We start from the raw sequence: 25,074 nt of genomic DNA on the forward strand, positions 1-25,074 counted from the left end.
CGGCAGGGTCGGATCGACAGATTGTCGTTCCCGCCCTGTCCAGACGAACTGCGGGAGAGGTCGATGCCACGGGCGTCGGCGCCGAAGGAGCAACCGCCCCGGAAACTCTCAGGCAAAAGGACCGCAGGTCGAGCAACGCTCTGGAAAGCAGGATGACGCATCGCAAGATGCGCGCGTCCTCACCGAAGGAGTAACCGCCTTTCTTTTGGGGGCGCCGGCCACGGGCCGTGCGCCGGGCGGGAAATCTCTCAGGTCGTCAGGACAGAGGGGGTGCGTGGATACGAAACGTGTTCGCGTCACCAGACCCTCTAGAGCCAGGACGACCGCAATGGCCGATGCCGAGACGCTTCTTTCAACACCGCTGACAGACCTGCATCGCGAGTTGGGCGCCCGCCTCGTGCCGTTCGCCGGCTACGAGATGCCGGTGCAATATCCTGCCGGCATCATCGCGGAGCACGCCCAGACCCGCGAGAAGGCGGGCCTGTTCGACGTCTCGCACATGGGCCAGGCCTTTCTCGTCGGTCCGGATCACGAGACGACGGCACGGGCACTGGAGACGATGGTTCCTTCCGACGTGGCGGGCCTCAAGCCGGGCCGCCAGCGCTACACGGTGCTCCTCAATGCCGATGGGGGAATTGTCGACGATCTGATGGTGACCCGCCCGCTGGGTGCGGAAAACGACGGCCGCCTCTACCTGGTCGTCAATGCCTCGCGCAAGGATGTCGACTACGCCATGATCGCCGCCGGCCTGCCGGGCAATGTCCGCCTGGAGCCGATCGAGGACCGCGCGCTGGTGGCGCTGCAGGGGCCGATGGCCGCCGAGGTGATGGCCTCGCACGCGCCGGCCGCAGCAGATCTTGCCTTCATGGGCGCGGCCGAGATGGAATTCGACGGCATCAAGGTGCATGTCTCGCGCTCCGGCTATACGGGCGAGGACGGCTACGAGATTTCGGTACCCGCGGGCGCGGCCGAGCCGCTCGCCCGGGCACTGCTCGCCGATGAGCGCGTCGGCCCGGTCGGTCTGGGCGCCCGCGATTCGCTCCGTCTCGAGGCCGGGCTTTGCCTTTACGGTCACGATCTCGACGAGACGACCTCGCCGGTCGAGGGCGGCATCACCTTCGTGCTGCAGAAGCGGCGCAAGGAAGCCGGCGACTTCCCCGGAGCAACGCGCATTCTCTCCGAACTCGCCAAGGGGGCCAGGCGCGTGCGCGTCGGCCTGACGCTTGCCGGGCGCGCTCCGGCGCGCGAGGGCGCTGAAATCCGCTCGACCGATGGCCCGGTGATCGGCGTGCTCACATCCGGCGGTTTTGCCCCCACGCTCGGGGCGCCGATTGCAATGGGCTATGTCGATGCCGCCCATGCGGCCACCGGCACGCAGGTGAAGCTTGTCGTGCGCGGCCGCGAACTCGACGCCGAAGTGGCGGCCATGCCCTTTGTCCAGCAGCGCTATTACCGCAAACCGGCCGCCTGACAGCGGCCTTCAAGATTTGCATTGACCTGAACCGGCCAGAACAAGGGCCCTTCCGGAGGACCAGAAAGACATGAGCACCCGTTACACCGAAGATCACGAGTGGATCACCGTCGACGGCGATATCGCCACCGTCGGCATCACCACCTATGCCCAGGAACAGCTTGGCGACGTCGTTTTCGTGGAACTGCCCGAGGTCGGCCGCAAGGTTTCCAAGGGAGACGAGGCGGCGGTCGTGGAGAGCGTCAAGGCGGCATCGGAAGTCTATGCGCCGCTCGATGGCGAGATCGTCGAGGCCAATGACGCGCTGGCCGATGCGCCGGGCAAGGTCAATGAGGACCCGGAAGGGGCAGCCTGGTTCGTCAAGATCCGCCTCGCCGATGCCGGACAGCTCGAGGGCCTGATGGACGAAGCCGCCTACAAGGCTCATCTCGAAGGGCTTTGAACGCCATGGCGAAGCATCTCTACCGGGCCGACGTGATCTGGCGATGTGACGGCGATTTCGCCGCCAATGCGTACAGCCGCGGCCATGACTGGTCCTTCGACGGCGGGCTCACCGTGCCGGCTTCGGCCTCGCCGAGCGTCGTCCCGTTGCCGCACTCCGTCGAGGCGGCCGTCGACCCGGAAGAGGCTTTCGTCGCTGCCATCTCCTCCTGCCACATGCTGTGGTTCCTCGATCTGGCCCGCCGCGACGGCCTGGTCGTGGACAGCTACCGCGACCAGGCCGAAGGCGTCATGGAGCGGGTCGCCCCCGGCAAGATGGCCGTGACCCGCGTCGTGCTGCGCCCGCAGATCGTGCTCGCCGGCGCAAGCCTCCCGGATGCCGGCCGGCTCGACGCCTTGCACGAAAAGGCGCACGAGGCCTGTTTCATCGCCAATTCCGTCAAGAGCGAGATCGTGGTCGAGGCCTCTCCCGCCACTCTTGCCGACAACTCCCAAGGAGCGTGACATGCGCTATCTGCCGCTGTCCGAGACCGACCGCACCGACATGCTGGCGCGGGTCGGGATCTCCGACATCGACGAGATCTTCGTCGACATCCCGAAATCCGCCCGCATCGACGGGTTGCTCGACCTGCCGCGCCGCCAGGGCGAATTCGCCGTAGAACGCGACATGAGCCGCATGGCCGGCAAGAACGTTGCTGCCTCCTCGGTGCCGTTCTTCGTCGGCGCGGGCGCCTACAAGCATCATGTGCCGGCAAGCGTCGACCACCTGATCCAGCGCTCGGAGTTCCTCACCTCCTACACGCCCTATCAGCCGGAGGTGACGCAGGGCACTCTGCAGTATCTCTTCGAGTTCCAGACCCAGGTCGCGGCGCTGACCGGCATGGAGGTCGCCAACGCCTCCATGTATGACGGCTCCACCGGCACGGCCGAGGCAGTGCTGATGGCGCACCGGGTGACCCGCCGCAACAAGGCGGTGCTCTCCGGCGGCCTGCATCCGCACTACCGGCAGGTGGTCGAGGGGCTGAGCTCCATGGCCGGCGACCGGGTCGAGGCGCTTGGCGCCGATCCGTCCGGCACCGAGGACATTCTCGCGGCCATCGACGAGGAGACCTCCTGCGTCGTCGTCCAGTCGCCTTCGGTCTACGGCCACCTGATCGACCTCAAGCCGATCGCCGAGAAGGCGCATGCCCACGGTGCGCTGCTCATCGCCGTCTTCACCGAGGTGGTTTCGCTCGGCCTGGTCGAATCGCCAGGCGCGCAAGGGGCGGACATTGTCGTCGGCGAGGGCCAGTCGATCGGCAACGGCCTCAATTTCGGCGGGCCTTACGTCGGTCTCTTCGCCACCCGGCAGAAGTTCATCCGCCAGATGCCGGGCAGGCTTTGCGGCGAGACGGTCGATTCCAACGGCAAGCGCGGCTTCGTGCTGACGCTGTCGACCCGCGAGCAGCACATCCGCCGCGACAAGGCGACCTCGAACATCTGCACCAATTCAGGCCTCTGCTGTCTCGCCTTCACCATCCACATGACGCTGCTGGGCGGCAACGGTCTGGCCAAGCTCGCCCGCATCAATCACGCCAACGCGGTGAAGCTGAAGGGAATGCTCGAGATCGTGCCGGGCGTCTCCGTCGTCAACGACACGTTCTTCAACGAGTTCACCGTGAAGCTGCCGAAGCCGGCGCATGGCGTCGTCGAGGCGCTGGCCGACAAGGGCGTTCTGGGCGGCGTGCCGGTTTCTCGTCTCGAGCCGGGCAAGAGTGCGCTTGAGAACCTGCTCCTCGTTGCCGCAAGCGAGGTCAATTCGCACGAGGACCGCGCGGCCTTCGTCACGGCACTGAAGGAGGTGCTGGCATGAGCATGAACAATCAGGGCCGCCCCTCCGCCCCGGTCGACACCGGCGGCGTGGCCGAGCATCCGACCTTCACCGGCAACAAGGCGCTGGCCATGGAAGAGCCGTTGCTGTTCGAGACCGGCCGCATGGACGTGTGCGGCGTCGATCTCGACGAGCCGGAGGATTTCGCGCCCGCGCTGGGCAATCATGCCCGCAAGGCGGTGCCGGACCTGCCGGCGCTGACCGAGCCGGAGGCGATGCGCCATTATGTGCGCCTGTCGTCGAAGAATTACGCCATCGATGCGGGCCTCTATCCGCTCGGCTCCTGCACGATGAAGCACAACCCGCGCCTCAACGAGAAGATGGCGCGGCTGCCGGGCTTCGGCGACATCCATCCGATGCAGCCGCTGTCCACCGTGCCCGGCGCGGTCGAGCTGATCGCCGAACTCGCCCATTGGCTGGTCACCATGACCGGCATGTCGGCGGTTGCGATGAGCCCGAAGGCCGGCGCCCATGGCGAGCTTTGCGGCATGATGGCGATCAAGGCGGCGCATACGGCCGCCGGCCGTGACCCGAAGATCGTGCTGGTCCCGGAATCGGCCCATGGCACCAATCCGGCAACGGCGGCGCTCCTCGGTTACAAGGTCGTCGCCATCGCGGCGCGCGAGGACGGCACGGTCGATCCGGCGGCGGTGAAGGCGCGGATCGCCGAGCATGAAGGCGACATTGCCGGCATCATGCTGACCAACCCCAACACCTGCGGGTTGTTCGAACGCGACATCATCGCGATGGCCGAGGCGATCCACGCCGCCGACGGCTATTTCTACTGCGACGGGGCGAACTTCAACGCCATCGTCGGCAAGGCCCGTCCGGGCGATCTCGGCGTCGACGCCATGCATATCAACCTGCACAAGACCTTCTCCACACCGCATGGCGGTGGCGGCCCGGGTGCCGGTCCCGTGGTGCTCTCCGAACGTCTTGCTCCCTTCGCGCCCTTGCCCTTCCTGCGCAAGGAAGGCGATGGGATCACCTGGGTGGAAAGCGAGAGCGAGTTGAAGGACGGTGAGCGGCCGTTCGGCCGGATGACCGCCTTCCACGGCCAGATGGGCATGTATGTGCGCGCGCTCGCCTACATGAAGAGCCACGGCGCCGACGGGCTGAAGCAGGCGTCGGAAGACGCGGTGCTCAACGCCAACTACGTGCGCGTCGGCCTGCAGGACCTGATGAGCCTGCCCTTCGGCCAGCGCTGGTGCATGCACGAGGTGCTGTTCGACGACAGCTTCCTCAAGGACACCGGCGTCACCACGCTCGACTTTGCCAAGGCGATGATCGACGAGGGCTATCACCCGATGACCATGTATTTCCCGCTGGTCGTCCATGGCGCGATGCTGATCGAGCCGACGGAATCGGAAAGCCGTTCTTCGCTCGACCTGTTCATCGCCACCATGCGTGACCTCGTGATGAGCGCGCAGAAGGGCGAGACGGGCCGCTTCAAGGGCGCGCCGTTCCATGCCCCGCGTGGCCGCCTCGACGAGACCCGCGCGGCGCGCAGCCCGGTGCTCAAGTGGGAGCGTCCGACATCGCGCGACGTGCAGCCGCAGGCGGCCGAATAGCCGACGTGCCAGCACGTACAGAAGATGCGAACGCCCGGCCCCGTGCCGGGCGTTTTGCGTTGTGGATGCCCGATTCCGGGACTTGCCGGATGCAATGACATTCTATATGTCATTTCGACATGTGAAATGTCGTTCCGGAACAGCCATGCCAGCCTCCGACATCGCGCTCTATGATCTGCTCCAGACAATCCGGCCGCTGCATCGGCGCGTGGCGCGGTCGGTTGCATCGCATCTGGAGGGGGCGGGGATCGGCGTTGGCGCGCGTGCGGTTCTGGCCTGTCTGGCCGAAGGCGGGCCGGCCACCGTTCCTCAAGCGGGTCGCGCGCTCTTCCTGCCGCGCCAGAACGTGCAGAAATGGATGGACGAATTGCTGGCTGCCGGCCTTGTCGCCAAGCACCCCAATCCGGCCCATCGCCGCTCGCCCGTCGCTGCTCTGACGGACAAGGGCACGGCGTTCTTCGAACGGATCCGGGCGCGCGAGCAGGCATTCCTCGCGCCGTTGGCCTTGGATATTGACGCCGGCGATGTCGAGGCGGCCGCACGGGTGCTCTCCGCCTGTCTCGCCCATTTCGCAGCATACGAGGACGATCCCGATCGGCCCGGGCCTTTCGGTTGACGAAGGAGAAGGTTCATGTGGTTTGCCTTGGCCGGACTGCTTGTCGCCGTTCTCATCGGGCTTTTTCTGATCTTCAGCGCCACGGCGCGGCGGTTGGCGCGGCCCACGACCGGGTCTTTGATCGATATCGCGGCGCGGCCGGGTCGGGCTCTTCTTGTCATCGACATGCAGGAAGACTTCACCCGAGCGCTGGGAAAGCGCGCCTTCGACACGGGCGCGCGTGATGACGCGCTTTCCCGTGTGAACGATCTGATCCATGCCGCGCACGAGGAAGGCTCGCCGGTGATCTTCCTGCGGCAGCAGTTCCGCGATTGGCCGGTGCGGCTCGTCGCCAGTCTGCTGCTTGGCGGCGCCGGCAATCCGGGGCGTGCGGGCCAGCGCATCGATCGGGCACTCGACACCCAGGGTGCCCATGTGCTTGTCAAGCATGTCGGCGACGGCTTTTCGAACCGGGAGCTGGAGTGGCTGCTGGACGAGGCGGGCGTCGGGCGGCTCCGCCTCGCCGGGCTCGACCTTGCCCACTGTGTTGCCCAGACCGCTCATGGAGCGCGCAATCGCGGCTATGCTGTCGAGATCGACGAGGCCGGATCGCTGACCGCGGACCCTCGACGCTGGCTGCGTGAGAAGGCGGTGCTTGCCGCGCGCGAAGTGCGGTTTGCGCCTTGCATGGAGCGCCGGATGCCCCATCTTGGGCGAAACATGTCCCTTGAAAGCAGCGGATACCGATGACGGACAGTGCCGATCTCGACAGCCGTGCCGGCCTGCCCGGCGAATTGCGTTTCCTCCTTGAGCAGCATCCCCGCGATACCTGGGAAACCCACGACAATCTTGGCGGCCTGATGCAGTTCTGGCTGTCGCGCCACGACGGGTTTCGAACGCTTGGGGAAACGCTCTCACAGGCGCTCGAGAGCTTCCGCGAGGGCGAGATCGCGGCGGAGCGCTTCGGCGGCTTCCTGGCGCCGCGCTTGCAGCATTTCCTGGGCGAGTTGCATCACCATCACATGATCGAGGATCGCCACTATTTCCCGGTCTTCATGGCGGCGGAAACGCGGCTCGTGCGCGGTTTCGAGATCCTGGAAGGTGATCACGAACTGATCCACGAACGTATCGGGACGGTTGTCACGCGGGCCAACGAGTTGCTCGGCCTGCTTGGCGACGGCGACCGGGATCGCATTCGACGGGCGGCGGATCACTACGCTGCGGACAGTGACCGGCTGATTTCCGGCCTCATGCGACACCTGGAGGATGAGGAGGACCTGATCGTGCCGCTCGTTCTGGAGCGCGGCGAGGCGGAACTCGGGGTCGGCTGACCGGTTCGCGCGCAGCGGCCGAAACGAAACCGCCCCCGGCCGGTCTGTCCGGGCGGGGGCGGCAATCTTGCGCGGGGAAGCGCTCTGGAAAGTCGGTAAACGGCTTAGGCCGCAGCCTGGGCCTTGCGGAAGGCGTCTCGCAGCGTGTCGATCGGGCGCCGGTTTCCGTTCGCCTCGACATGCCAGAACGTCCAGCCGTTGCAGGCGTCGAGCCCCTGGACCAGGGCACCGACCTTGTGAATGGAGCCGTTGTGCGGGCCACAGGCAAGCGACCCGTCGGCCCGGACTGTGGCCACATGCCGGCCCTTCGGGCAGGTGAGCCGCGCGCCGGGGTCGAGCAGGCCGACCTCCAGCAGGTTGCCGAAGGGCACGCGCGGCGCCGAGCGCTTGCTCTGGCTGACCCCTAGGGCCGCCTCTTCCGTCGGGACCACCGCGTCGATACGCGCACGCGCGGCATCGATATAGTCCTGCTCGCGTTCGACGCCGACGAAATGGCGGCCAAGGCGCTTGGCGACGGCACCCGTCGTGCCGGTGCCGAAGAAGGGGTCCAGAACCACGTCGCCGGGATTGGACGAGGCGAGAAGCACCCGGTAGAGCAGGCTTTCCGGCTTCTGCGTCGGGTGAACCTTCTGTCCCTCGCCGTCCTTCAGCCGCTCCGCGCCGGTGCAGATCGGCAGGTGCCAGTCCGAGCGCATCTGGAGGTCGTCGTTGAAGGTCTTCAGGGCTTCGTAGTTGAACGTGTATTTTGCGTCCTTCGACGGAGAGGCCCAGATCATCGTTTCATGCGCATTGGTGAAACGCTTGCCGCGAAAGTTCGGCATCGGGTTGGACTTCAGCCAGACGACGTCGTTCAGGATCCAGAAGCCGAGATCCTGGAGAATGCTGCCGACGCGGAAGATGTTGTGATAGGAGCCGATCACCCACAACCCGCCATTCGGCTTCAACACCCGGCGCACGGCCATCAGCCAGGCACGGGTAAAGGCGTCATAGGCCTCGAAGCTGGCGAACTGGTCCCAGTGGTCGTCGCAGGCATCGACCTTCGACTGGTCGGGCCGGTGCAGGTCGCCGCCAAGCTGGAGATTGTAGGGGGGATCCGCGAAGACAAGGTCCACGGAGTCCTTGGGCAACCTCTCCAGCGCGGCGACACAATCCCCCTTGAGGATGGTGTCAAGCCAGGCGGCGCTCGGGGCGGTGCCGGGCGTGGCAGGAAGGGCTCGGGAAGGGTGGGGTGCCACGGCGGGCACCCCGATACGCTGTACACTCATTGCGACGCAGAACCTCACGCAATTACGAGCATCATGGTTACCGGGCTTGGTAAATCAGCGGTTAAGGGACGAAACAAAAAAGCTTATTTGAATCAATACTATGTTTACCATTTCGGAGCGTCCGCCGATGCCTGCTTCGCTTCGTTAACAAGGGGGCGCAGGAGGGTTGCCGGCAGATTTTGCCTAACGGCCTGACGGCGTTGCCGAATTCCTGGGCACGCGGGCCGCGCCTTGCAAAATGCCATCTTTCGTCACTTGAGAGTGTTAATTTCCGGGCATGGTGATGCCCTGACGACAGGCGGAGGGAAAAAACTTTTCGGAGAACGAAAAAAATTTCATACTGGGTCGCCAGAACAAGAACGAGAAAAGAAAGGCAATTGAATGGGTATCGAATCCGCTCAGACCGGCACGGGACCGGAAGGCACGGGATCGGAGGCGACGGGGGCCGAAGGGGTGTTGCACCAACCGCCCCGGGCGCCGTTCGAACCCTTTACCGACGCCAAAGCCGCCGTTGCCCGCCTTCAGGAGATATTCGAGGACAACGCGGCTTTTCTGCGCGACGCGTTCCAGGCCTTCCTTGCCGGGGACATACCGGAGGGGCGGGTGCGCGCCTGCTATCCTGAGATCCGCATCGTCACCGCGACCCATTCACGCGTCGACAGCAGGCTCGCCTATGGCTTCGTTTCTGGGCCGGGTGTGCATTCGACGTCCGTGACCCGGCCCGATCTGTTCACGGACTATCTGAAGGAACAGATCGAGCTGCTCATCCGCAATCACGATGTGCCGGTCGAGATCGGCACGAGCGACCGGCCGATCCCGCTGCATTTCGCCTTCTATGACGGGACGCATGTGGAGGGCGCGGCCGACGTGCTGCAGCGACCGCTTGCCGACGTCTTCGATCTGCCGGATCTTTCGGTTCTCGACGATGCCATCGTCAACGGCACGTTCGAAGCCGCGCCGGGGCAGCCGCGCCCGCTGGCGCCTTTCACCGCGCCGCGCGTCGACTATTCGCTGCACCGCCTGCAGCACTACACCGCGACGGCGGCCGAGCATTTCCAGAACTACGTGATCCTGACCAACTATCAGTTCTACATGGACGAGTTCTGCCGTCTGGCGAAGGAACTGCTCGCCGATCCGCAGAGCGGCTACACCCATTTCGTCGAGCCGGGCAATGTGGTGACGCGGGCGGGAGAACCCGAACCCGCCGATGGCGACCGTTTGATGCGCCTCCCGCAGATGCCGGCCTACCATCTGGCCCGCGCGGGCCAGTCGGGGATCTCCATGATCAACATTGGCGTGGGCCCTTCCAACGCCAAGACGATCACCGATCATGTGGCGGTGCTTCGCCCGCATGCCTGGCTGATGCTGGGGCACTGCGCCGGCCTTCGCAACAGTCAGAAACTTGGCGACTACGTGCTTGCCCACGGCTATGTGCGCGAGGACCATGTGCTCGACGCGGACCTTCCCGCCTGGGTGCCGATACCGCCGCTCGCCGAGGTCCAGGTGGCGTTGGAAAAGGCGGTGGAGGAAGTGACCGGCTATGCCGGCTACGAGCTGAAACGGGTGATGCGCACCGGCACTGTCGCCTCCATCGACAACCGCAACTGGGAACTGCGCGACCACCGCGAGCCGGTGCAGCGCTTCTCGCAGTCGCGGGCAATCGCGCTCGACATGGAATCCGCGACCATTGCCGCCAACGGATTTCGCTTCCGCGTGCCTTACGGAACCCTGCTCTGCGTTTCCGACAAGCCGCTGCATGGCGAACTGAAGCTGCCCGGCATGGCGACGGATTTCTACAAGCGCCAGGTCTCCCAGCACCTGAAGATCGGCATCCTCAGCATGGAGAAGCTGCGGGCGATGCCGCGCGAGAGGCTCCATTCGCGCAAGCTTCGCTCCTTCGCCGAGACCGCGTTCCAGTAGGCACGGTCGCACGCCGGCTTCAGCGGAAGGCCGGACCGTGGCACCAGCAGGTCAGGGAATGGCGCCGTCCGTGCGTGACCGGCGCGACGCGGTGCAGCATGAAGGAGGCAAACAGCGTGGCATCGCCCTTGCCGCGCTCTGCCGTCTGCACCGCGCCCCCCAGGTTGATCTGCAACTCGCCCCCGGCATAGCCGCCCGGATCACTCAACTGCGCGACGATCGTCAGCTTGCGCCTTTGCGCGATCGGGCCGTCGCCGATGTCGGAGTGCCAGTCATAGTGACCGGCGATGCTCTCGTCATAGGAGGCGACCTGCAGCCTTTCGCTGAAGTCGGTGATGGCGAAGTCGAAATGCTCGCGATTGGCCTTTGCCACCGCCTCGACGACGCGCTCCATCACCCAGGCGGCGCTTCCCGTGTCGTCGAGCCAGGTGATCTCGGCGCGGCGGATGTTGTGGTGATGCAACCCGCCGACAAGGCCGCCTGCGGTCGACTGGGCGTCCTCGGCCAGACGAATGATCTCCGCCGCCTCGCGGGTCGAGAAAAGAGCTGGAATGGAATGCGTGAACATGGCCGAAGTCTCCGCAACGGCTTGAGGGCATGCCTTTGAAATCTTGCGACCCGGGGCGCGCGTCTATGCGGCAGTTTGCGGCAAAGCGCAACGGCTTTGATGCGGTCGGATGGCGCCGGTTGCGCGAACGGGTCCGCAGGCCCTTGCATGTGGCCGCTGGCGGACGGTGAAAGCCGCGCCGTCCTCAGCGCCTCAGGCCCGCCTCCACGGCCTTGCGCATCACCGTGGGCAGCGCTTCACCGGCAAGGTCCAAGGGGCTCGACCACCAGTGCCCGGGCGGTATGGCCGGCGATGCCGGAGCCTCCGCCCGCCATATCCCGAGTTCGAGATGGAAGTGGGTGAAGGTGTGACGCACGTCGCCGGCAATACGCGTCCAGCGCAGTTTCATCCCGCCAAGTTCCGCAGGCACGAGGGCAAGGTCATCAGTGCCCGCGTCCTCGCTCCAGGCGCTGACGGGCGGCTCGCTCATGCCGCCAAGGAGGCCTTTCGGGGGGCGTCTGCGCAGCAGTACGGCCCCGTCGGCGCGGGTCACCACAAACGCCATCCCGCGCCGCGTCGGCTTGGGTGCTTTGGGCGCCTTGCGCGGCAGCGTCTCGGCGATGCCGGCCGCGCGCCCCGCGCAAGGGGCCGACCAGGGACACAGCGCACAGGCGGGCCGGCGCGGGCTGCACAGGCTGGCGCCGAGATCCATCATCGCCTGGGCGAAATCGCCCGGCCGCTCTCGTGGCACGAGTTCGGCGGTAAAGGCGCGAATGTCGGCCTTGGCGGCGGGAAGCGGCGTTTCGATCGCCCTGAGCCGCGACATCACCCGCTCGACATTGCCGTCGACCACGGTCGCCGGCAGGTCGAAGGCAATCGCTGCGATCGCAGCGGCCGTATAGGGGCCAATGCCCGGCAGCGCGCGCAACGCCTCCTCCGTGTCCGGGAACCGGCTGCCATGTTCGCGCGCCACGGTTTCGGCACAGGCCTTCAGGTTGCGGGCCCGGGAGTAATAACCAAGCCCCGCCCATGCCTTCATCACATCGGCTTCGTCGGCGCGGGCAAGATCGTCGACCGTCGGCCAGCGTGCGGTGAAGTCGAGGAAGTAGGGTTTGACCGCCTGCACGGTCGTCTGTTGCAACATGATTTCCGACAGCCATACCCGATAGGGGTCGGCGCGCGCGCCGGCCTGCCGCGACCCTGGCGGCACCCGCCAGGGCAGGGCGCGGGCGTGGGCGTCGTACCAGGCAAGCAGGTCGGCCGCGAGGTCGGGGGAGGGAGCATGGTCCGGCATGGTCATCGGCACACAGGATCGGGTGGCGGGCCGCGATTTCAAGTGTCTTTCGCATCCCGGGCATGCGGGCCTGTGGATTGGGGCTTGCGCAAAGGGGCAGCCGGCCGAAACAACGGGAAGTTTGACCGGTTTTGTCGCAAAAGGGTCGCAATTGACGGGCGACACTCGATTGATGAGCGATTCGCAGGCAAAAGGGGCCGGACGTCCGGCCGCGCGGGGGCAGGGTACGCAGACCCGCGCCTACATGCGGCGGGTGACACGTGCGCGTCCGCTGGCCGATCTGATCGGGTCCAGCCTCGACAAGGCGTGCCGGCGACGCGGCTTTGCCGCCTCCGATCTTGTTGCCGACTGGCCCGACATTGTCGGCGAGCGCTATGCCGGACGGGTCCAGCCGACGCGGCTCGACTGGCCGCGCGAGCGCGGCGACAGGGACGATGCGGACGGGCAGGCGCGTCCGGCGACACTCACCGTCCAGACCGACGGCGCCACGGCGCTGATGCTGACCCACGACATGCCGCAGGTGATCGAGCGGATCAACGGCTTCTTCGGCTGGGCCGCGGTCGGGCGGATCCGCATCCTGCAGCGGCCGCTGACCCCGCCGCGCCGCAAGGTTCCGCCAAGGCTCAGGGCACTGACGAGTGCGGAGGAGGCGGAACTGTCCGATGTGCTGCGTCCGGTCGAGGGCACCGCGTTGGGAGCCGCCCTTGAAAAGCTCGGCCGCGCCGTCCTTGCCAAGTCCCGCTGAGGGCGTCTCTTTCTTCTGCTCTCGAGGTTGTGATCGACGGATGGCGATCGCTCTTCCGGCACTCCCAAAGACGCCATATTCTGCGTGTCGGTTGACGCATGCGTGAAAGGCGATAAACAGCCTGCTGCGGCCATGCGCCGTTTCGCGCAAGGATTTGTGCATATTCGCGACAAACGCACTGAGATGGGATAGCGCTCGTGACCTTGAACCGCCGACAGTTGATCCTCCGTTCCTCCGCCGGACTTCTGGCTGCGGGCACCGCGCTTTCAGCGCTTCCGGCACTGGCCCAGTCGGTGGACATGGACAAGTTGCTGGAGCCTGGCACGTTGCCCGAGAAGGTTCTTGGCGAGGAAGGCGCGCCGCTGACCATCGTCGAATATGCCTCGATGACCTGCGGGCATTGCGCCAATTTCCACAAGGCCACCTATCCGCACCTCAAGAAGGAATATATCGAGACCGGAAAGGCGCGCTTCATCTTCCGCGAGTTTCCGCTCGACCCGGTGGCAGCGGCCGCCTTCATGCTCGCCAGGTCGGTTCCGGAAGAAAAATATTTCGACGTGATCGACGTCATGTTCGCCGAGCAGCGCAATTGGGCCTTCAGCAACGATCCCTACAATTCGCTGCTGAATTTCGCCAAGCAGATCGGGTTTACACAGGAAAGCTTCGAAAAGACCCTGACGGATCAGGCTCTGCTTGACGGGATCAACGCGACGCGCGACCGTGCCTCATCGGACTTCGGCGTCAACTCCACGCCGACCTTCTTCTTCAACGGAAACAAGGTAAGCGGTGCGATCAGTGTTGAGCAACTCGACAAGGAAGCCGCGAAGTACCTCTAGGGGGCTTTCGGCGCGAAACGCGACAGGCGCGGGCCTGCGCCGTTTCGCGTGCGCTTCCCGCCAGATCCCAGCGACGCCGCATCCATGAAGTTCAACAAGCTGCGCGTCCTGGGCTTCAAGTCCTTCGTAGAGCCCATGGAGTTCATCATCGGCGACGGCCTGACGGGCGTCGTCGGTCCCAACGGCTGCGGCAAGTCCAACCTTGTCGAGGCCCTTCGCTGGGTCATGGGCGAGAATTCCTACAAGAACATGCGCGCGTCCGGCATGGACGACGTGATCTTTTCCGGCAGCCTCAACCGCCCGGCCCGCAACACGGCGGAAGTCACGCTCTTCCTCGAGAATGCCGACCGCACGGCGCCGAGCGGCTTCAACGATGCCGACATGCTGGAAGTGACGCGGCGCATCGAACGCGAATCCGGCTCCAACTACAAGATCAACGCTCGTGACGTGCGTGCCCGCGATGTGCAGCTTCTGTTTGCCGATGCCTCGACGGGCGCACGCTCTCCGGCCCTCGTCCGGCAAGGACAGATTGGCGAGCTGATCGCCGCCAAGCCGACGTCCCGGCGGCAGATCCTGGAGGAGGCGGCCGGCATTTCCGGCCTGCATTCGCGCCGGCACGAGGCGGAGCTGCGCCTGCGCGCGGCGGAACAGAATCTCGATCGGCTGGAGGATGTGCTCGTCCAGATCGACGGCCAGCTCGACAGCCTGCGCCGGCAGGCGCGCCAGGCAAGCCGGTTCCGCAACCTGTCCGCCGAAATCCGTTCGGCCGAGGCTGCGCTCTATTACCTGCGCTGGATTGATTGCCGGGACAGGCTGGCTGCAGCGGATGCGGAATTCGCCGAGGCGGAGAACGGCGTGCGCGACGTGGCGGCCCGTCAGGCCGAGGCGGCAAAGGCCCAGGCGATCGCCTCCTACAAGGTGCCGGAGGCGCGTGACGCCGCCGCCCGCGCCGGAGCTGCCGTGCAGCGTCTTGTCCTGGCGCGCAACGAGCTTGACGGGGAAGAGCGCCGGGTGCGCGAACGGCTTTCCGATCTTGCCGGGCGCCTGCAGCAGCTCCACCAGGACATCGCCCGCGAGCAGGCGCTGATCTCCGAGAATGACGAGCATCTCGCCCGGCTTGCCGAGGAAGAGGAGGACCTGCGCGGCGAGGCCCTCGCCGAGGAGGAAAGCGCGGCCGAGGCAGCGCTTCTCGTCGAGGCCGCCGGCGAGGCCGTGCAGGCGGCGGAGGAGCGCCTTTCCACGCTGACGGGGGAACAGGCCGCGCTTCATGCAAGGCGCCAGCAACTGGCCGAGGCACATCAGGCAGCGTGCCAGAGGTCCGACCGGCTGGCCCGACAGCATGGCGAGGCGGCGGCGCAGCTTTCCGGCCTGCAGAGCGAACTGGAAGGCGCTCCGGACCTCGAACTTGGCCGGGAGGCGCTGATCGTCGCCGAAGAACGGCTGGATGCCGCGGAGGAGCTGGCGCTGACCGCCGAGGAACGCACAAGGGCCGGGCGCACCGAGCTGGAAGCGGCGCGCATGCCGCTCGCCGAGGCGGAAGCAGGGCTCTCCCGGCTGGAGACCGAGGCGCGCACGCTGGCCGATGTGCTCGCTGCCGGACAGGTTGGCGACTGGCCGCCGGTCGTCGATGCGATGTCGGCGGTGCCCGGGTACGAGACGGCGCTCGGAGCCGCGCTTGGCGAGGATCTGGATGCGCCTCTTGGCGGCGACGCGCCGATGCGCTGGACGGACCGGGGCGAGGCAGGTCGAGTTTCCGATCCGGCGCTGCCCGAGGGCGCCGAGGCACTGGCCCGCTTTGTCGAGGCGCCGCAGGCGCTGGCGCGACGGCTGGCCCAGATCGGTGTCGTCGAAGGCGAGGAGGGAGCTCGCCTTATGTCCCTCCTGCAACCCGGACAGAGGCTGGTCAACCGGGACGGGGCGGTCTGGCGCTGGGACGGGTTCACCGTCGCGGCCGATGCACCGACCGCGGCCGCACAGCGCCTGGCGCGCAAGAACCGTCTGGTCGCGCTGGAGACGGAGATTGCCACAGGCGCCGAGCGTTTGACGGCATTGCGCGCGGCGTTCGAGGATGCCGGGGCAAGGCTCGCCCGCGCCGGCGAGGCCGAGGAGGCCGCACGCCAGGAGGTCAAGGCCGCGCGCGGGGCGGCGGATGCCGCGCGCCAGGACGTGCTGCGCCTGGAGCGGGCCCATGCGGAGGCGGAGGCCAGGCTGGCGGGCCTGCGCGAGAGCGTTGCGCGGCTGGAGGCCGATCTTGGCGAGGCACGCGAGGCGGTGACGAGCGCCGAGGCGGCACTTGCAGATATGACGGGCGATGGTGACCTGTCGCGGGTGATCGATACGGCCCGGGCGGAGGCGGCCGAGGCGCGCGCCACCCTGTCGCGCGAGCGCGCCGCTGCCGACGGCCTTGCCCGGGAGGCGGACATGCGCCGCCGACGGATGGAAGCGATCGGCCGCGAGCGGGCGAGTTGGGTGCAACGTGCCTCCGGCGCGCGCCAGCAGATCGAGGTGCTGGGCGAGCGCATCGAGACGGCGGAAGAGGAGCGCGCCGCGCTCATCGAGGCGCCAGAGGATATCGAGTTGAAACGCCGGGCCCTGCTGTCCGAGATCTCGGCTGCCGAGGAAGCTCGCCGGGCCGCGGACGATCTTCTGCTCGGCGCCGAGGCTGCGCAGCGTGCCGCCGACACGGAGGCGCAGACCGCGCTTTCGCAATTGGGAGAGGCGCGCGAGCGCCGCATTCGCGCGGAAGAACGGCTGACGGCGGCGCGCGGGCGCAAGGCGGAAGTCGAGGCACGGATCGACGAGGCGCTGGAAGCGGCGGTTTCGGAACTGCCCCGGCTGGCCGGCCTGAAGGACGGGGCGCCGCTGCCCGAGCCGGACGGCATCGAGCGGCGCGTCGAGAGACTGAAGGCCGAGCGCGAACGGCTTGGCGGCGTCAACCTGCGCGCCGAGGACGAACTTTCCGAGATCGAGACGCAGCGCGGCACCCTGGTCGGCGAACGGGATGACCTGATCGAGGCGATCAAGCGGCTGCGCGGCGCGATTTCCAACATCAACCGGGAAGCGCGCGAACGCCTGCTCGCGGCCTTCGAGACGGTCAACGCGCAGTTCCAGCGCCTGTTCACCCACCTGTTCGGCGGAGGCACGGCCGAGTTGCAGCTCGTCGACGCGGAGGACCCGCTGGATGCGGGCCTCGAGATCATTGCCCGACCGCCGGGCAAGAAGCCGCAGACAATGACCTTGCTGTCGGGCGGCGAGCAGGCGCTGACCGCCATGGCGCTGATCTTCGCCGTGTTCCTGACCAATCCGGCGCCGATATGCGTGCTCGACGAGGTCGATGCGCCGCTGGACGATGCCAATGTCGAGCGGTACTGCGACCTGCTCGACGAGATGACCCGCTCGACAGCGACCCGCTTCGTCGTCATCACCCACAACCCGATCACCATGGCGCGGATGAACCGCCTGTTCGGCGTCACCATGGCCGAACGCGGGGTTTCGCAGCTCGTCTCCGTCGACCTGGAAACCGCGGAGCGCTTTCGCGAAGCCGGCTAGGGGCACCGGCAGGACTTGCCAAAGGCGGCGGCGGAAGCGGTTCGATTCGCGGTATTCCGACCGACCCGTGCAAGGGGGGGCTCCGGGATGCGGCACGCCCGTGAAACCGTGGAAGGCGAGGAAAGCCCTGGGATATGAGGCTTGCGCGGGCTCCGGTTTCGGCGCTTGCCGGCCCGCCGGGTCCTCATCCTGCGGTTTCTCGCGCCAGGACGCGATGCGCGGCTCTTGCGTCGCACTGCGGCATCGCCGCGCGCCCTCTGCCGGAAAAGCCCGATCACGCTATGTTTGGACAGTGATTAGGTATTGAATTCAACATGTTACGCGTCATGCAAGCGTTCTTGACAGGTGCAGGGGTGCCGACTATGGTGCGCCCGGCTTCCAGGGGCAGGCGGCGCTGGCCGGTGCGTATCGAGGAAAGGGGACGGTAGGTGATGTCTCCGGACGAGAACGGACCAGGCGACGCTCAACGGCCGACGGAAGCTGAACTGTCCGAGCGAAAGAACCGGCTGGTGCGCTCGCTTGAGGAAAGAACCACCAAATCCGCCGCGGCGGACAAGGAAGGTTCCTCCGGTGCGGGTCACGGTTACGCGCAGGCCATGAAGCTGTCGACGGAGTTTGTCGCCGGCATTCTGGTCGGGGCGGCCATCGGCTGGATGATCGACAAAGGGTTCGGTACAAGCCCCTGGGGCTTGATCGTCTTCCTGCTGTTGGGCTTCGTCGCGGGCGTTCTGAATGTCCTGCGTTCCGCCGGTTTGATGGCGGAGCAGAAGGACAGGATGAACGACGGATAGTTTGAAACCAGAATCATGGCGCTTTTGCGCGAACAGAACACGGCGCGTGCGCGCGAAATGCGACCGCTAAAGAGGGGCCGACCCGGTGGCGAACGATCCGATCTCCCAGTTCAAGATCATCAATCTCGTCCCGATTGAGGTTGGTGGCCTCGATCTGTCCTTCACCAATTCCGCCCTGTTCATGGTCGCCACCACGGCCGTCGTCGCGACGTTCCTGATGCTGTCGACCGGTGGTCGCGGCCTCGTCCCGGGGCGCTGGCAGTCCCTGGCGGAAATGTCCTACGAGTTCGTCGCCAACACTTTGCGAAGTTCGGCCGGCAACGAGGGTATGCGGTTCTTCCCGCTGGTGTTTTCGCTGTTCATGTTCGTGCTGATCGCCAACCTGATCGGCATGTTCCCCTATTTCTTCACCGTCACCAGCCACCTGATCGTCACCTTCGCGCTGGCCATGCTGGTCATCGGCACCGTGATGATCTACGGCTTCGCCAAGCACGGTCTGAAGTTCCTCAAGCTGTTCACCCCGGATGGCGTGCCCCCGGCACTGTTCTTCCTGGTGACGCCGATCGAGATCATCTCGTTCCTGTCGCGCCCGGTCAGCCTCTCGGTTCGTCTCTTCGCCAACATGCTGGCGGGACACATCACCCTGAAGGTGTTCGCCGGCTTCGTCACCTCGCTGATCGCGGCGGAAGGCCTGGGCATCTTCGGCCCGATGGTGTCGATCCTGCCGCTGGCGATGACGGTCGCGCTGACCGGCCTGGAGTTCCTCGTGGCCTTCCTTCAGGCCTACGTGTTCACGGTTCTGACTTGCATGTACCTCAACGATGCGCTGCATCCGAGCCACTAGAAGTCAGTATGGTTCGGCTCCGCAATAAGGCGGAGCCGTCGTTTCGTCGCTGCAAACTCATCTCAAGGAGCAAGTGTCATGGAAGCTGAAGCAGCAAAGTACATCGGTGCGGGTCTCGCCTGTCTCGGCATGGCCGGTACCGCTCTCGGCCTCGGCAACATCTTCGGCAGCTATCTGTCGGGCGCCCTGCGCAACCCGTCTGCCGCCGATGGCCAGTTCGGCCGCCTCATCTTCGGCTTTGCCGTGACCGAGGCGCTCGGCATCTTCTCGCTTCTCGTCGCTCTTCTCCTGCTCTTCGCCGTCTGATCTAGGACGTCGAATTGCGTCAGCGACGCGAGCTTTTTGACCGGGCGCGCCTGTCGTGCCCGGTCATCGCATCGCGGCCGCCGCGATGCAGCGTAAGCTGCGGCATTGGAGAGACAGATGGCCACGACTAGCGCCGATACCACGTCCGGCACCCAGGTGCCCGCCGACGCGCATTCCCCCGGAACGTTTCCGCCGTTCGACGGAACCACCTACGCGTCGCAGATCCTGTGGCTGGCGATTACCTTCGGGCTGCTCTACTGGATCATGAGCAAGGTTGCCCTCCCGCGTATCAGTGGCATCCTCGAGGATCGCCGCGACCGCATCGCGGGCGACATCGCGGAAGCGAACCGCCTGAACGAAGAGAGCAACGCCGCGATAGCCGCCTATGAGCAGGCCCTGGCGGAGGCGCGTGCCAACGCCCACAAGATCGCCCAGGAAACCCGCGACAAGCTGAAGAGCGACGTCGAGGCCCGCCGCGCCGCGACCGAGGGCGAGCTTGCCGCGAAGCTGGCGGAAGCCGAGGCCCGGATAGGGGACGTCAAGCGCGCCGCGCTTGAGAATGTCGGCGAGATCGCCACCGGCACGACGTCGGAACTGGTCGAGGCCCTGATCGGCAAGGCGCCGACCAAGACCGAACTTACCAAGGCCGTCGAAACGGCGATGAAGTGAGGACAGCCTGATGGACGCTTCAGCATGGGCTCTGGTCGGCCTCGTCATCTTTCTCGGCCTGATTGCCTATTTCAAGATCCCGGCGACAATCGGTGCGTCGCTCGACAAGCGTGCGGACACCATCCGCAAGGAGCTTGAGGATGCCCGCCGTCTGCGCGAGGAAGCCCAGGCCCTGCTTGCTGACTACCAGCGCCGCCGCCAGGAAGCCGTTTCCGAGGCGGAAGGGATTGTCGCGGAAGCCAAGCGCGAGGCGGATCGCCTGACGCTCGAGGCGAACACCGCCCTTGAGGAAATGATCTCGCGCCGCACGAGCGCGGCCGAGCGCAAGATCGCCCAGGCCGAGAGCCAGGCGATTGCCGAGGTGCGTGGCCGCGCGGCAGACATCGCGATTGCCGCCGCAGAGACGATCCTTTCCAAGAAGGTTTCGGGCGCCGTCGGTGACGATCTTCTGGCCAAGAGCATTGAGGAAGTGAAGTCGCGCCTCAACTGACGCGTCTTGTTCTCTCTCGTTGGATTGAGACGGCCCCGCAAGGGGCCGTTTTCGTTTGAGGCCGGCATTCTCGACTCAGGTGCTGTCCCCGGTCGCCGCCTCGATCCAGGCGCGCACCGGGCGGAAGCTCCGGCGATGCAGCGGGCAGGGGCCGAGCCGGTCCAGTGCGTCTGCATGAGCGGCTGTGCCGTAGCCCTTGTGGGCGGCGAAACCATAGCCGGGATGAACCGCCTCCATCCGCCGCATCAGCCGGTCGCGGGCAACCTTGGCGACAATCGAGGCGGCGGCGATGCACAGGATACGCGCATCGCCCTTCACGACAGCCTGACCGGGACAAGGCAGGCCCGGCGGTACGTCGCGCCCGTCGATCAGACAGGCGGCGGGGCGCGTCGAAAACCCCCGTACCGCCCGTGTCATGGCCTCCAGTGTCGCTGCGCGAATGTTCAGCGCATCGATCCGCTTCGGCGAGGCAAAGGCAATGGCGACGGTCGCGCTGGCGAGGATCTCGTCGTAGAGCCGCTCGCGGTCGCGCTCGGCAAGCGCCTTTGAATCGTCCAGCCCCCGGGGCAGTGCCTTGTGGTCGAGAATGACGGCGGCAACGCTGACCGGGCCCGCCCACGGGCCTCGACCGGCTTCGTCGATCCCGGCAAGGCGACCCTCGAAACCCGCAGCCAGGCGGGCCTCCTTTCTCGGCGAGAGACGGGAGGGGAGATCGAGATGCAGGGCGGTCTGGAGTGAAAAGTCCATGTCGCATCGTCGGCGGCGGACCGGCGTGCCGCAAGCCGCCTTGCCCTGTCATCCACGGGAACTTGCCGTCGACGCGACCTGGCTTGGCCGGTTTGACAGCGCGCGCTCAGAAGAGCTGCAGCTGGACGCCGCCGGCGGTGGGCCGGATGAAGGCGTCTGTTGCAAGCGGTTTGCGCGTCCGGTTCAGCCCGAGCCGCTTGCAGGCAAGTGCGAAGCGGTTGGCGAGCTGTTTCGCATAAGGGCCTTCGCCGCGCATGCGCTTGCCCCATTCCGCGTCATAGTCCTTGCCGCCGCGCATCGAGCGGATCAGGTTCATGACATGGCGGTAGCTGTCGGGCCGGTGGCGCAGCAACCAGTCGCGAAACAGGGGGCTGACCTCGATCGGCAACCGAAGCAGGATGTATCCGGCGCCCGCCGCGCCGTTTTGCGAGGCCGCCTCCAGTATCCGCTCCATCTCCGAATCGGTCAGGGCCGGGATGACCGGCGCCACCATCACCGAGGTCGGTATGCCCGCCTCGGAGAGGCCGCGAACAGCGTCCAGGCGTTTCTGGGGCGTTGCCGCGCGCGGTTCCATCGTCCGCGCCAGTTTGCGGTCGAGCGTGGTGATCGAGATGGCGACGCGCGCCAGACCGCGCTCTGCCATCGATGCAAGGATGTCGGCATCGCGCAGCACAAGCGCCGATTTCGTCACGATCCCGACCGGGTGATTGCACTTGTCGAGAACGGACAGGATGTCGCGCATCAGCTTCTGCTCCCGCTCGACCGGCTGGTAGGGATCGGTGTTGGTGCCGATCGCGATCGTGCGCGGTGTGTATCCGGGACGCGACAGCTCGCGCTCCAGAAGTTCGGCGGCATTCGGCTTGACCGTCAGGCGGGTCTCGAAATCCAGGCCCGGCGACAGGCCGATATAGGCATGGCTGGGCCGGGCGAAGCAGTAGACGCAGCCATGCTCGCACCCGCGATAGGGATTGATGGAGCGGTCGAAGGAAATGTCGGGCGATTCGTTGCGTGTGATGATCGTCCGGGCGCGCTCTTCCTGGAGATGGGTCTTGAACGGCGGCAGCGTTTCAAGTGTCCCCCAGCCGTCATCGAAGGCCTCGATGCTCTCGCGCTCGTAGCGGCCGGCCATGTTGAGACCGGCCCCGCGACCACGCCCGCGATGCGCATCGATATCGGCGATATCGCTCTTGACCTCGCTGCTTGGGGAAAGGTCGGGCTTCACCTTTTTGGCACGCATGCCTGTCGCCTGCTCCACTGTCGTCCCGAATGGGTTGATCAGGAACATATCAGGAACAAAGGCGACTGAGAACCGGATTCGGCATCGTTCCCGCCTTTCGCGAGCAGATGCCCCGGGTTCTCTTGCCGGAAAGCGCGACCGCCCCGCCTGGCATTGGTCAGGCGGGGCGGCGGCATCAGCAGTGGCGATCTGGGAGGGGGTTACCCGCCACTGCCGGCAAGAACGGCAAACTCGGCCTCCGAGAGCGACCCGTTGCGGTCGGCGTCGGCTGCGGAGAAAGCCTCCATCGTGACTTCGGGGGCGACCGCGGTCACCTCGGCATAGGTCAGGTCACCGCTCTGGTCGGCATCGATGTCCGCGAAGCTGGCTCCCTGAGCGACGGCCGCGCCGGAAAAGGTAACGGCGGCGAGGGCGATGAGCAGTCTCTTCATGGTCAGAGTCCTTCCGGTTCTGGCGTGGCACGGCCCTGAGCCGGCCAACCTGTGAGCGGCGTGGGCCGTTCACGGGAAGAAAGGTGAAATCTAAGTCGGTCTAAAACATGATCGTGAAAAGGAGAATTGGAGAAAATAAAATGTCCATTCTCGGGTAGTTGAGGAGAAATAGGGTTTTATTTTCAATATTCTGAATTATTCGACAGATGGTATCAAGTTGAATATAGGGGGATATTCATGATTTATTGTAATTATTATCAGGTGTTGTTTTCAATGATTCAAAATAATACGCGGATTCCTTGTCGTTTCCCTGCGGAGAGCCGTTCACATGTAGGCTTTTGATGCGCGCAGCGTGTCGCTCGGGCGTTCGCCATAGGCCTGACGATAGGCGAGCGCTGCACGTCCCAGATGTGAAAAGCCGCAGGCGTGGATGAGCTCGGTCACGCTGTAATCCCTGTCGCAGGAAAGCAGGCGTTCGCGAAGCAGGGCAAGACGGCGCGTCTCCAGGGTTGCGGTGATGGTTTCCCCGCAATGCCGGCGGAAGGCGGCCTGCAAGGCCCGGATGGAACAGCCGCAATGACGGGCAAGATCCGCCACGTCGAGCGGATCCTCCAGATGGGCGTCGAGATAGTCGAGCGCCCGGGCGATGCGCGCCGGGGGCAGGGGCGTGCGATCTTCGCTCTTCAGCAGCAGCAGGCGGCGGTTGCTGTCCTGGTTCCAGATCAGGGCCTGGGCAATCGTGTCGCTGATCCTCTCCAGCACGCGCCGGTTTTCGAGGCCGCCCGCTTCCGCCCGTGCGGCCAGTCGGGAGACCTGGGCGAAGAGCGTGCGGCCGAAGTCGCTATCGAGCCGTACCCGGGGGGAGAACACCAGTTCGCCGACATCCTCCTGCAGGAGTTCCGAGACCGCGGCCTCGATCGGCGCCCGGTCGAGCATGAGGATCAACTGGCCGCAGGAGGCGCGCCAGCGCATGACGGACGGCTGCGTCGGGGACAGGAGCGAGGCCGCCTGCCCGGGGCTCGTCTCGGTCGTCCTGCCGCCGCAACGGATCTCGGCCGCCCCCTTCAGCGGGATCTGCAGGAGAAAGAAGCGTTCCAGGCAACCGGGATCAATCTCGACATCCCCGCCATAGGCGACGTAGTTGATGGATCCGCCGGGAAAACGGCAGTGGTTATGGAGCGCGTTGAAACCCGGAGCGCGGTCGAGGGGCGCAAGCCGGTGCGCGCAGAAAATGCGGCCGACCTGTTCGGCCGCCTGGTGGACGTCCCGCGTGGCCACCTTCCCGTAGTCGGCAAGCGGCACGCGCGCCGCCGTCATGGCGCACCCGTCATGGCAAATCCGTCCTCTGGAGGCCGGACCGTTTTCGGTCCTTGTTGTCAAAAAGCCTAGCACGGGGACCGGGGCCCGTCATCCGCGTCGGCGAGCCGGCAAAATGCGTGGCAAGCTGCGCTTAACGGACAGGGGCAGCGTTTTGCGGATAGACGCCGTGCGCGGACACGCGCTTTCATTGGAGATGCGAACAAGAGCCGGCACCGCGATCAGATGTGCATGCACGGCCCGCACCAGAGGACGGATGCGCGCGATGCGCGCCAGAGGGGAGACTTCGAATGAGCAAGGCAATCGCCAACATGGTGAAGGTCAACACCGATCCGGGCATCACCCGGGCCGGAACCGGCCATGACGGGGTGGAGTGGAGCATTCTTGGCCACACCTACTGGATGAAGACGGAAGGCGAGGCCTGCTTCTCCTTCGAGACGCTCGACCCGCCGGGCACGTTCGTGCCGCCGCACGTCCATCCGACCCAGGACGAGTTCATCTATGTGCTTGAGGGTCGCTTCGACCTCTATCTCGACGGACAGCACCATCAGGCGCATCCGGGCGATGTCGTGCGCATGCCGATGGGCATTCCCCACGGCTACTACAATCTCACCGACAAGCCGGCCCGGGCGATCTTCTGGGTCAGTCCCGCGCGCCGCCTGCGCGAGCTCTTCGACAACCTGCACAATCTTGGCGATCCGGCGGAAGTCGTGCGTCAGTCGGCCCTGCGCGAAGTCTTCTTCCTCAAGCCCGAGGACATGGTCTTCGATCCGCTCGAACTGAAGGTCTGAGCCGGGCGTCTCGCGG

Annotated in this window: 25 protein-coding genes and 1 riboswitch; of the genes, 18 read left to right on the plus strand and 7 right to left on the minus strand. The window is 65.9% G+C overall.

The window, feature by feature from the left end:
• The first annotated feature begins 41 nt into the window (after positions 1-41).
• Positions 42-134, plus strand: a riboswitch (glycine riboswitch).
• 194 nt (positions 135-328) lie between these two features.
• The 8 genes from gcvT (at position 329) to RBB46_RS01710 (ending at position 7,279) form a co-directional block, all read left to right on the plus strand.
• On the plus strand, positions 329-1,471 hold the full coding sequence (gcvT, locus tag RBB46_RS01675) for a glycine cleavage system aminomethyltransferase GcvT (RefSeq protein ID WP_306027099.1): 1,143 nt from the start codon (positions 329-331) through the stop codon (positions 1,469-1,471).
• Positions 1,472-1,541: 70 nt separating this feature from the next.
• Complete coding sequence (gcvH, locus tag RBB46_RS01680) at positions 1,542-1,913, plus strand: glycine cleavage system protein GcvH (RefSeq protein ID WP_306027100.1); 372 nt, start codon at positions 1,542-1,544, stop codon at positions 1,911-1,913.
• A gap of 5 nt (positions 1,914-1,918) precedes the next feature.
• Positions 1,919-2,416: an OsmC family protein gene (locus RBB46_RS01685; RefSeq protein ID WP_306027101.1), complete on the plus strand. Its 498-nt coding sequence runs from the start codon at positions 1,919-1,921 to the stop codon at positions 2,414-2,416.
• A 1-nt stretch (position 2,417) separates the two neighbouring features.
• Complete coding sequence (gcvPA, locus tag RBB46_RS01690) at positions 2,418-3,764, plus strand: aminomethyl-transferring glycine dehydrogenase subunit GcvPA (RefSeq protein ID WP_306027102.1); 1,347 nt, start codon at positions 2,418-2,420, stop codon at positions 3,762-3,764.
• Positions 3,761-5,353 (plus strand): aminomethyl-transferring glycine dehydrogenase subunit GcvPB, encoded by a 1,593-nt coding sequence (gcvPB, locus tag RBB46_RS01695; protein WP_306027103.1) that lies wholly within the window; start codon positions 3,761-3,763, stop codon positions 5,351-5,353. Before gcvPA ends, gcvPB begins: the two co-directional genes overlap by 4 nt.
• 145 nt (positions 5,354-5,498) lie before the next feature.
• Positions 5,499-5,969 (plus strand): MarR family winged helix-turn-helix transcriptional regulator, encoded by a 471-nt coding sequence (locus RBB46_RS01700; RefSeq protein ID WP_306027104.1) that lies wholly within the window; start codon positions 5,499-5,501, stop codon positions 5,967-5,969.
• 15 nt (positions 5,970-5,984) lie between these two features.
• Positions 5,985-6,698: a cysteine hydrolase gene (locus tag RBB46_RS01705; protein WP_306027105.1), complete on the plus strand. Its 714-nt coding sequence runs from the start codon at positions 5,985-5,987 to the stop codon at positions 6,696-6,698.
• Complete coding sequence (locus RBB46_RS01710; protein ID WP_306027106.1) at positions 6,695-7,279, plus strand: hemerythrin domain-containing protein; 585 nt, start codon at positions 6,695-6,697, stop codon at positions 7,277-7,279. Before RBB46_RS01705 ends, RBB46_RS01710 begins: the two co-directional genes overlap by 4 nt.
• Before the next feature lie 104 nt (positions 7,280-7,383).
• On the opposite strand, the gene RBB46_RS01715 is transcribed toward RBB46_RS01710, so the two are convergent.
• Positions 7,384-8,544: a site-specific DNA-methyltransferase gene (locus tag RBB46_RS01715; RefSeq protein WP_306027107.1), complete on the minus strand. Its 1,161-nt coding sequence runs from the start codon at positions 8,542-8,544 to the stop codon at positions 7,384-7,386.
• A gap of 381 nt (positions 8,545-8,925) precedes the next feature.
• Between RBB46_RS01715 and RBB46_RS01720 the strand changes: the two genes are divergently transcribed.
• Entirely contained in the window at positions 8,926-10,464 is a 1,539-nt protein-coding gene (locus tag RBB46_RS01720; protein WP_306027108.1) for an AMP nucleosidase, read from the plus strand.
• Between the two features lie 19 nt (positions 10,465-10,483).
• Here the strand turns inward: RBB46_RS01720 and RBB46_RS01725 are convergent, their stop codons facing one another.
• Entirely contained in the window at positions 10,484-11,032 is a 549-nt protein-coding gene (locus RBB46_RS01725) for a 2OG-Fe(II) oxygenase (RefSeq protein ID WP_306027110.1), read from the minus strand.
• A gap of 184 nt (positions 11,033-11,216) precedes the next feature.
• Entirely contained in the window at positions 11,217-12,311 is a 1,095-nt protein-coding gene (gene mutY, locus RBB46_RS01730; protein WP_306027111.1) for an A/G-specific adenine glycosylase, read from the minus strand.
• A gap of 166 nt (positions 12,312-12,477) precedes the next feature.
• On the opposite strand from mutY, the gene RBB46_RS01735 reads away from it, so the two are divergent.
• The 8 genes from RBB46_RS01735 (at position 12,478) to RBB46_RS01770 (ending at position 20,535) form a co-directional block, all read left to right on the plus strand.
• Complete coding sequence (locus RBB46_RS01735; protein ID WP_306027112.1) at positions 12,478-13,050, plus strand: DUF721 domain-containing protein; 573 nt, start codon at positions 12,478-12,480, stop codon at positions 13,048-13,050.
• Positions 13,051-13,247: 197 nt separating this feature from the next.
• A complete protein-coding gene (locus RBB46_RS01740; RefSeq protein ID WP_306027113.1) occupies positions 13,248-13,886 on the plus strand; it encodes a DsbA family protein in 639 nt (212 codons plus the stop codon).
• An 84-nt stretch (positions 13,887-13,970) separates the two neighbouring features.
• A complete protein-coding gene (gene smc / locus RBB46_RS01745) occupies positions 13,971-17,435 on the plus strand; it encodes a chromosome segregation protein SMC (protein WP_306027114.1) in 3,465 nt (1,154 codons plus the stop codon).
• A gap of 431 nt (positions 17,436-17,866) precedes the next feature.
• Entirely contained in the window at positions 17,867-18,226 is a 360-nt protein-coding gene (locus RBB46_RS23260) for an AtpZ/AtpI family protein (protein WP_336623122.1), read from the plus strand.
• A gap of 85 nt (positions 18,227-18,311) precedes the next feature.
• A complete protein-coding gene (locus RBB46_RS01755; RefSeq protein ID WP_306027115.1) occupies positions 18,312-19,070 on the plus strand; it encodes a F0F1 ATP synthase subunit A in 759 nt (252 codons plus the stop codon).
• Positions 19,071-19,148: 78 nt separating this feature from the next.
• Positions 19,149-19,376: a F0F1 ATP synthase subunit C gene (locus RBB46_RS01760; protein WP_067220716.1), complete on the plus strand. Its 228-nt coding sequence runs from the start codon at positions 19,149-19,151 to the stop codon at positions 19,374-19,376.
• A 117-nt stretch (positions 19,377-19,493) separates the two neighbouring features.
• The gene (locus RBB46_RS01765; RefSeq protein WP_306027116.1) at positions 19,494-20,045 is read left to right on the plus strand and encodes a F0F1 ATP synthase subunit B; all 552 of its coding nucleotides are present in this window, start codon (positions 19,494-19,496) and stop codon (positions 20,043-20,045) included.
• A 10-nt stretch (positions 20,046-20,055) separates the two neighbouring features.
• Positions 20,056-20,535, plus strand: a complete 480-nt coding sequence (locus tag RBB46_RS01770; RefSeq protein ID WP_306027117.1) for an ATP F0F1 synthase subunit B — start codon at positions 20,056-20,058, stop codon at positions 20,533-20,535.
• Positions 20,536-20,610: 75 nt separating this feature from the next.
• Here RBB46_RS01770 and RBB46_RS01775 read toward each other — a convergent pair whose 3' ends face one another.
• The 4 genes from RBB46_RS01775 to RBB46_RS01790 form a co-directional block, all read right to left on the minus strand.
• The gene (locus RBB46_RS01775; protein ID WP_306027118.1) at positions 20,611-21,282 is read right to left on the minus strand and encodes a ribonuclease HII; all 672 of its coding nucleotides are present in this window, start codon (positions 21,280-21,282) and stop codon (positions 20,611-20,613) included.
• 106 nt (positions 21,283-21,388) lie between these two features.
• Positions 21,389-22,519, minus strand: coding sequence for a PA0069 family radical SAM protein (locus RBB46_RS01780; protein ID WP_306027119.1), 1,131 nt, complete (start codon positions 22,517-22,519; stop codon positions 21,389-21,391).
• 200 nt (positions 22,520-22,719) lie between these two features.
• On the minus strand, positions 22,720-22,950 hold the full coding sequence (locus tag RBB46_RS01785; RefSeq protein ID WP_306027120.1) for a hypothetical protein: 231 nt from the start codon (positions 22,948-22,950) through the stop codon (positions 22,720-22,722).
• A 324-nt stretch (positions 22,951-23,274) separates the two neighbouring features.
• Complete coding sequence (locus RBB46_RS01790; RefSeq protein WP_306027121.1) at positions 23,275-24,267, minus strand: AraC family transcriptional regulator; 993 nt, start codon at positions 24,265-24,267, stop codon at positions 23,275-23,277.
• A gap of 290 nt (positions 24,268-24,557) precedes the next feature.
• On the opposite strand from RBB46_RS01790, the gene RBB46_RS01795 reads away from it, so the two are divergent.
• Positions 24,558-25,058: a cupin domain-containing protein gene (locus RBB46_RS01795; RefSeq protein WP_306027122.1), complete on the plus strand. Its 501-nt coding sequence runs from the start codon at positions 24,558-24,560 to the stop codon at positions 25,056-25,058.
• Positions 25,059-25,074: the final 16 nt, after the last annotated feature.

The sequence above is a fragment of the Stappia sp. MMSF_3263 genome (assembly GCF_030733745.1).
Classification (GTDB): domain Bacteria; phylum Pseudomonadota; class Alphaproteobacteria; order Rhizobiales; family Stappiaceae; genus Stappia.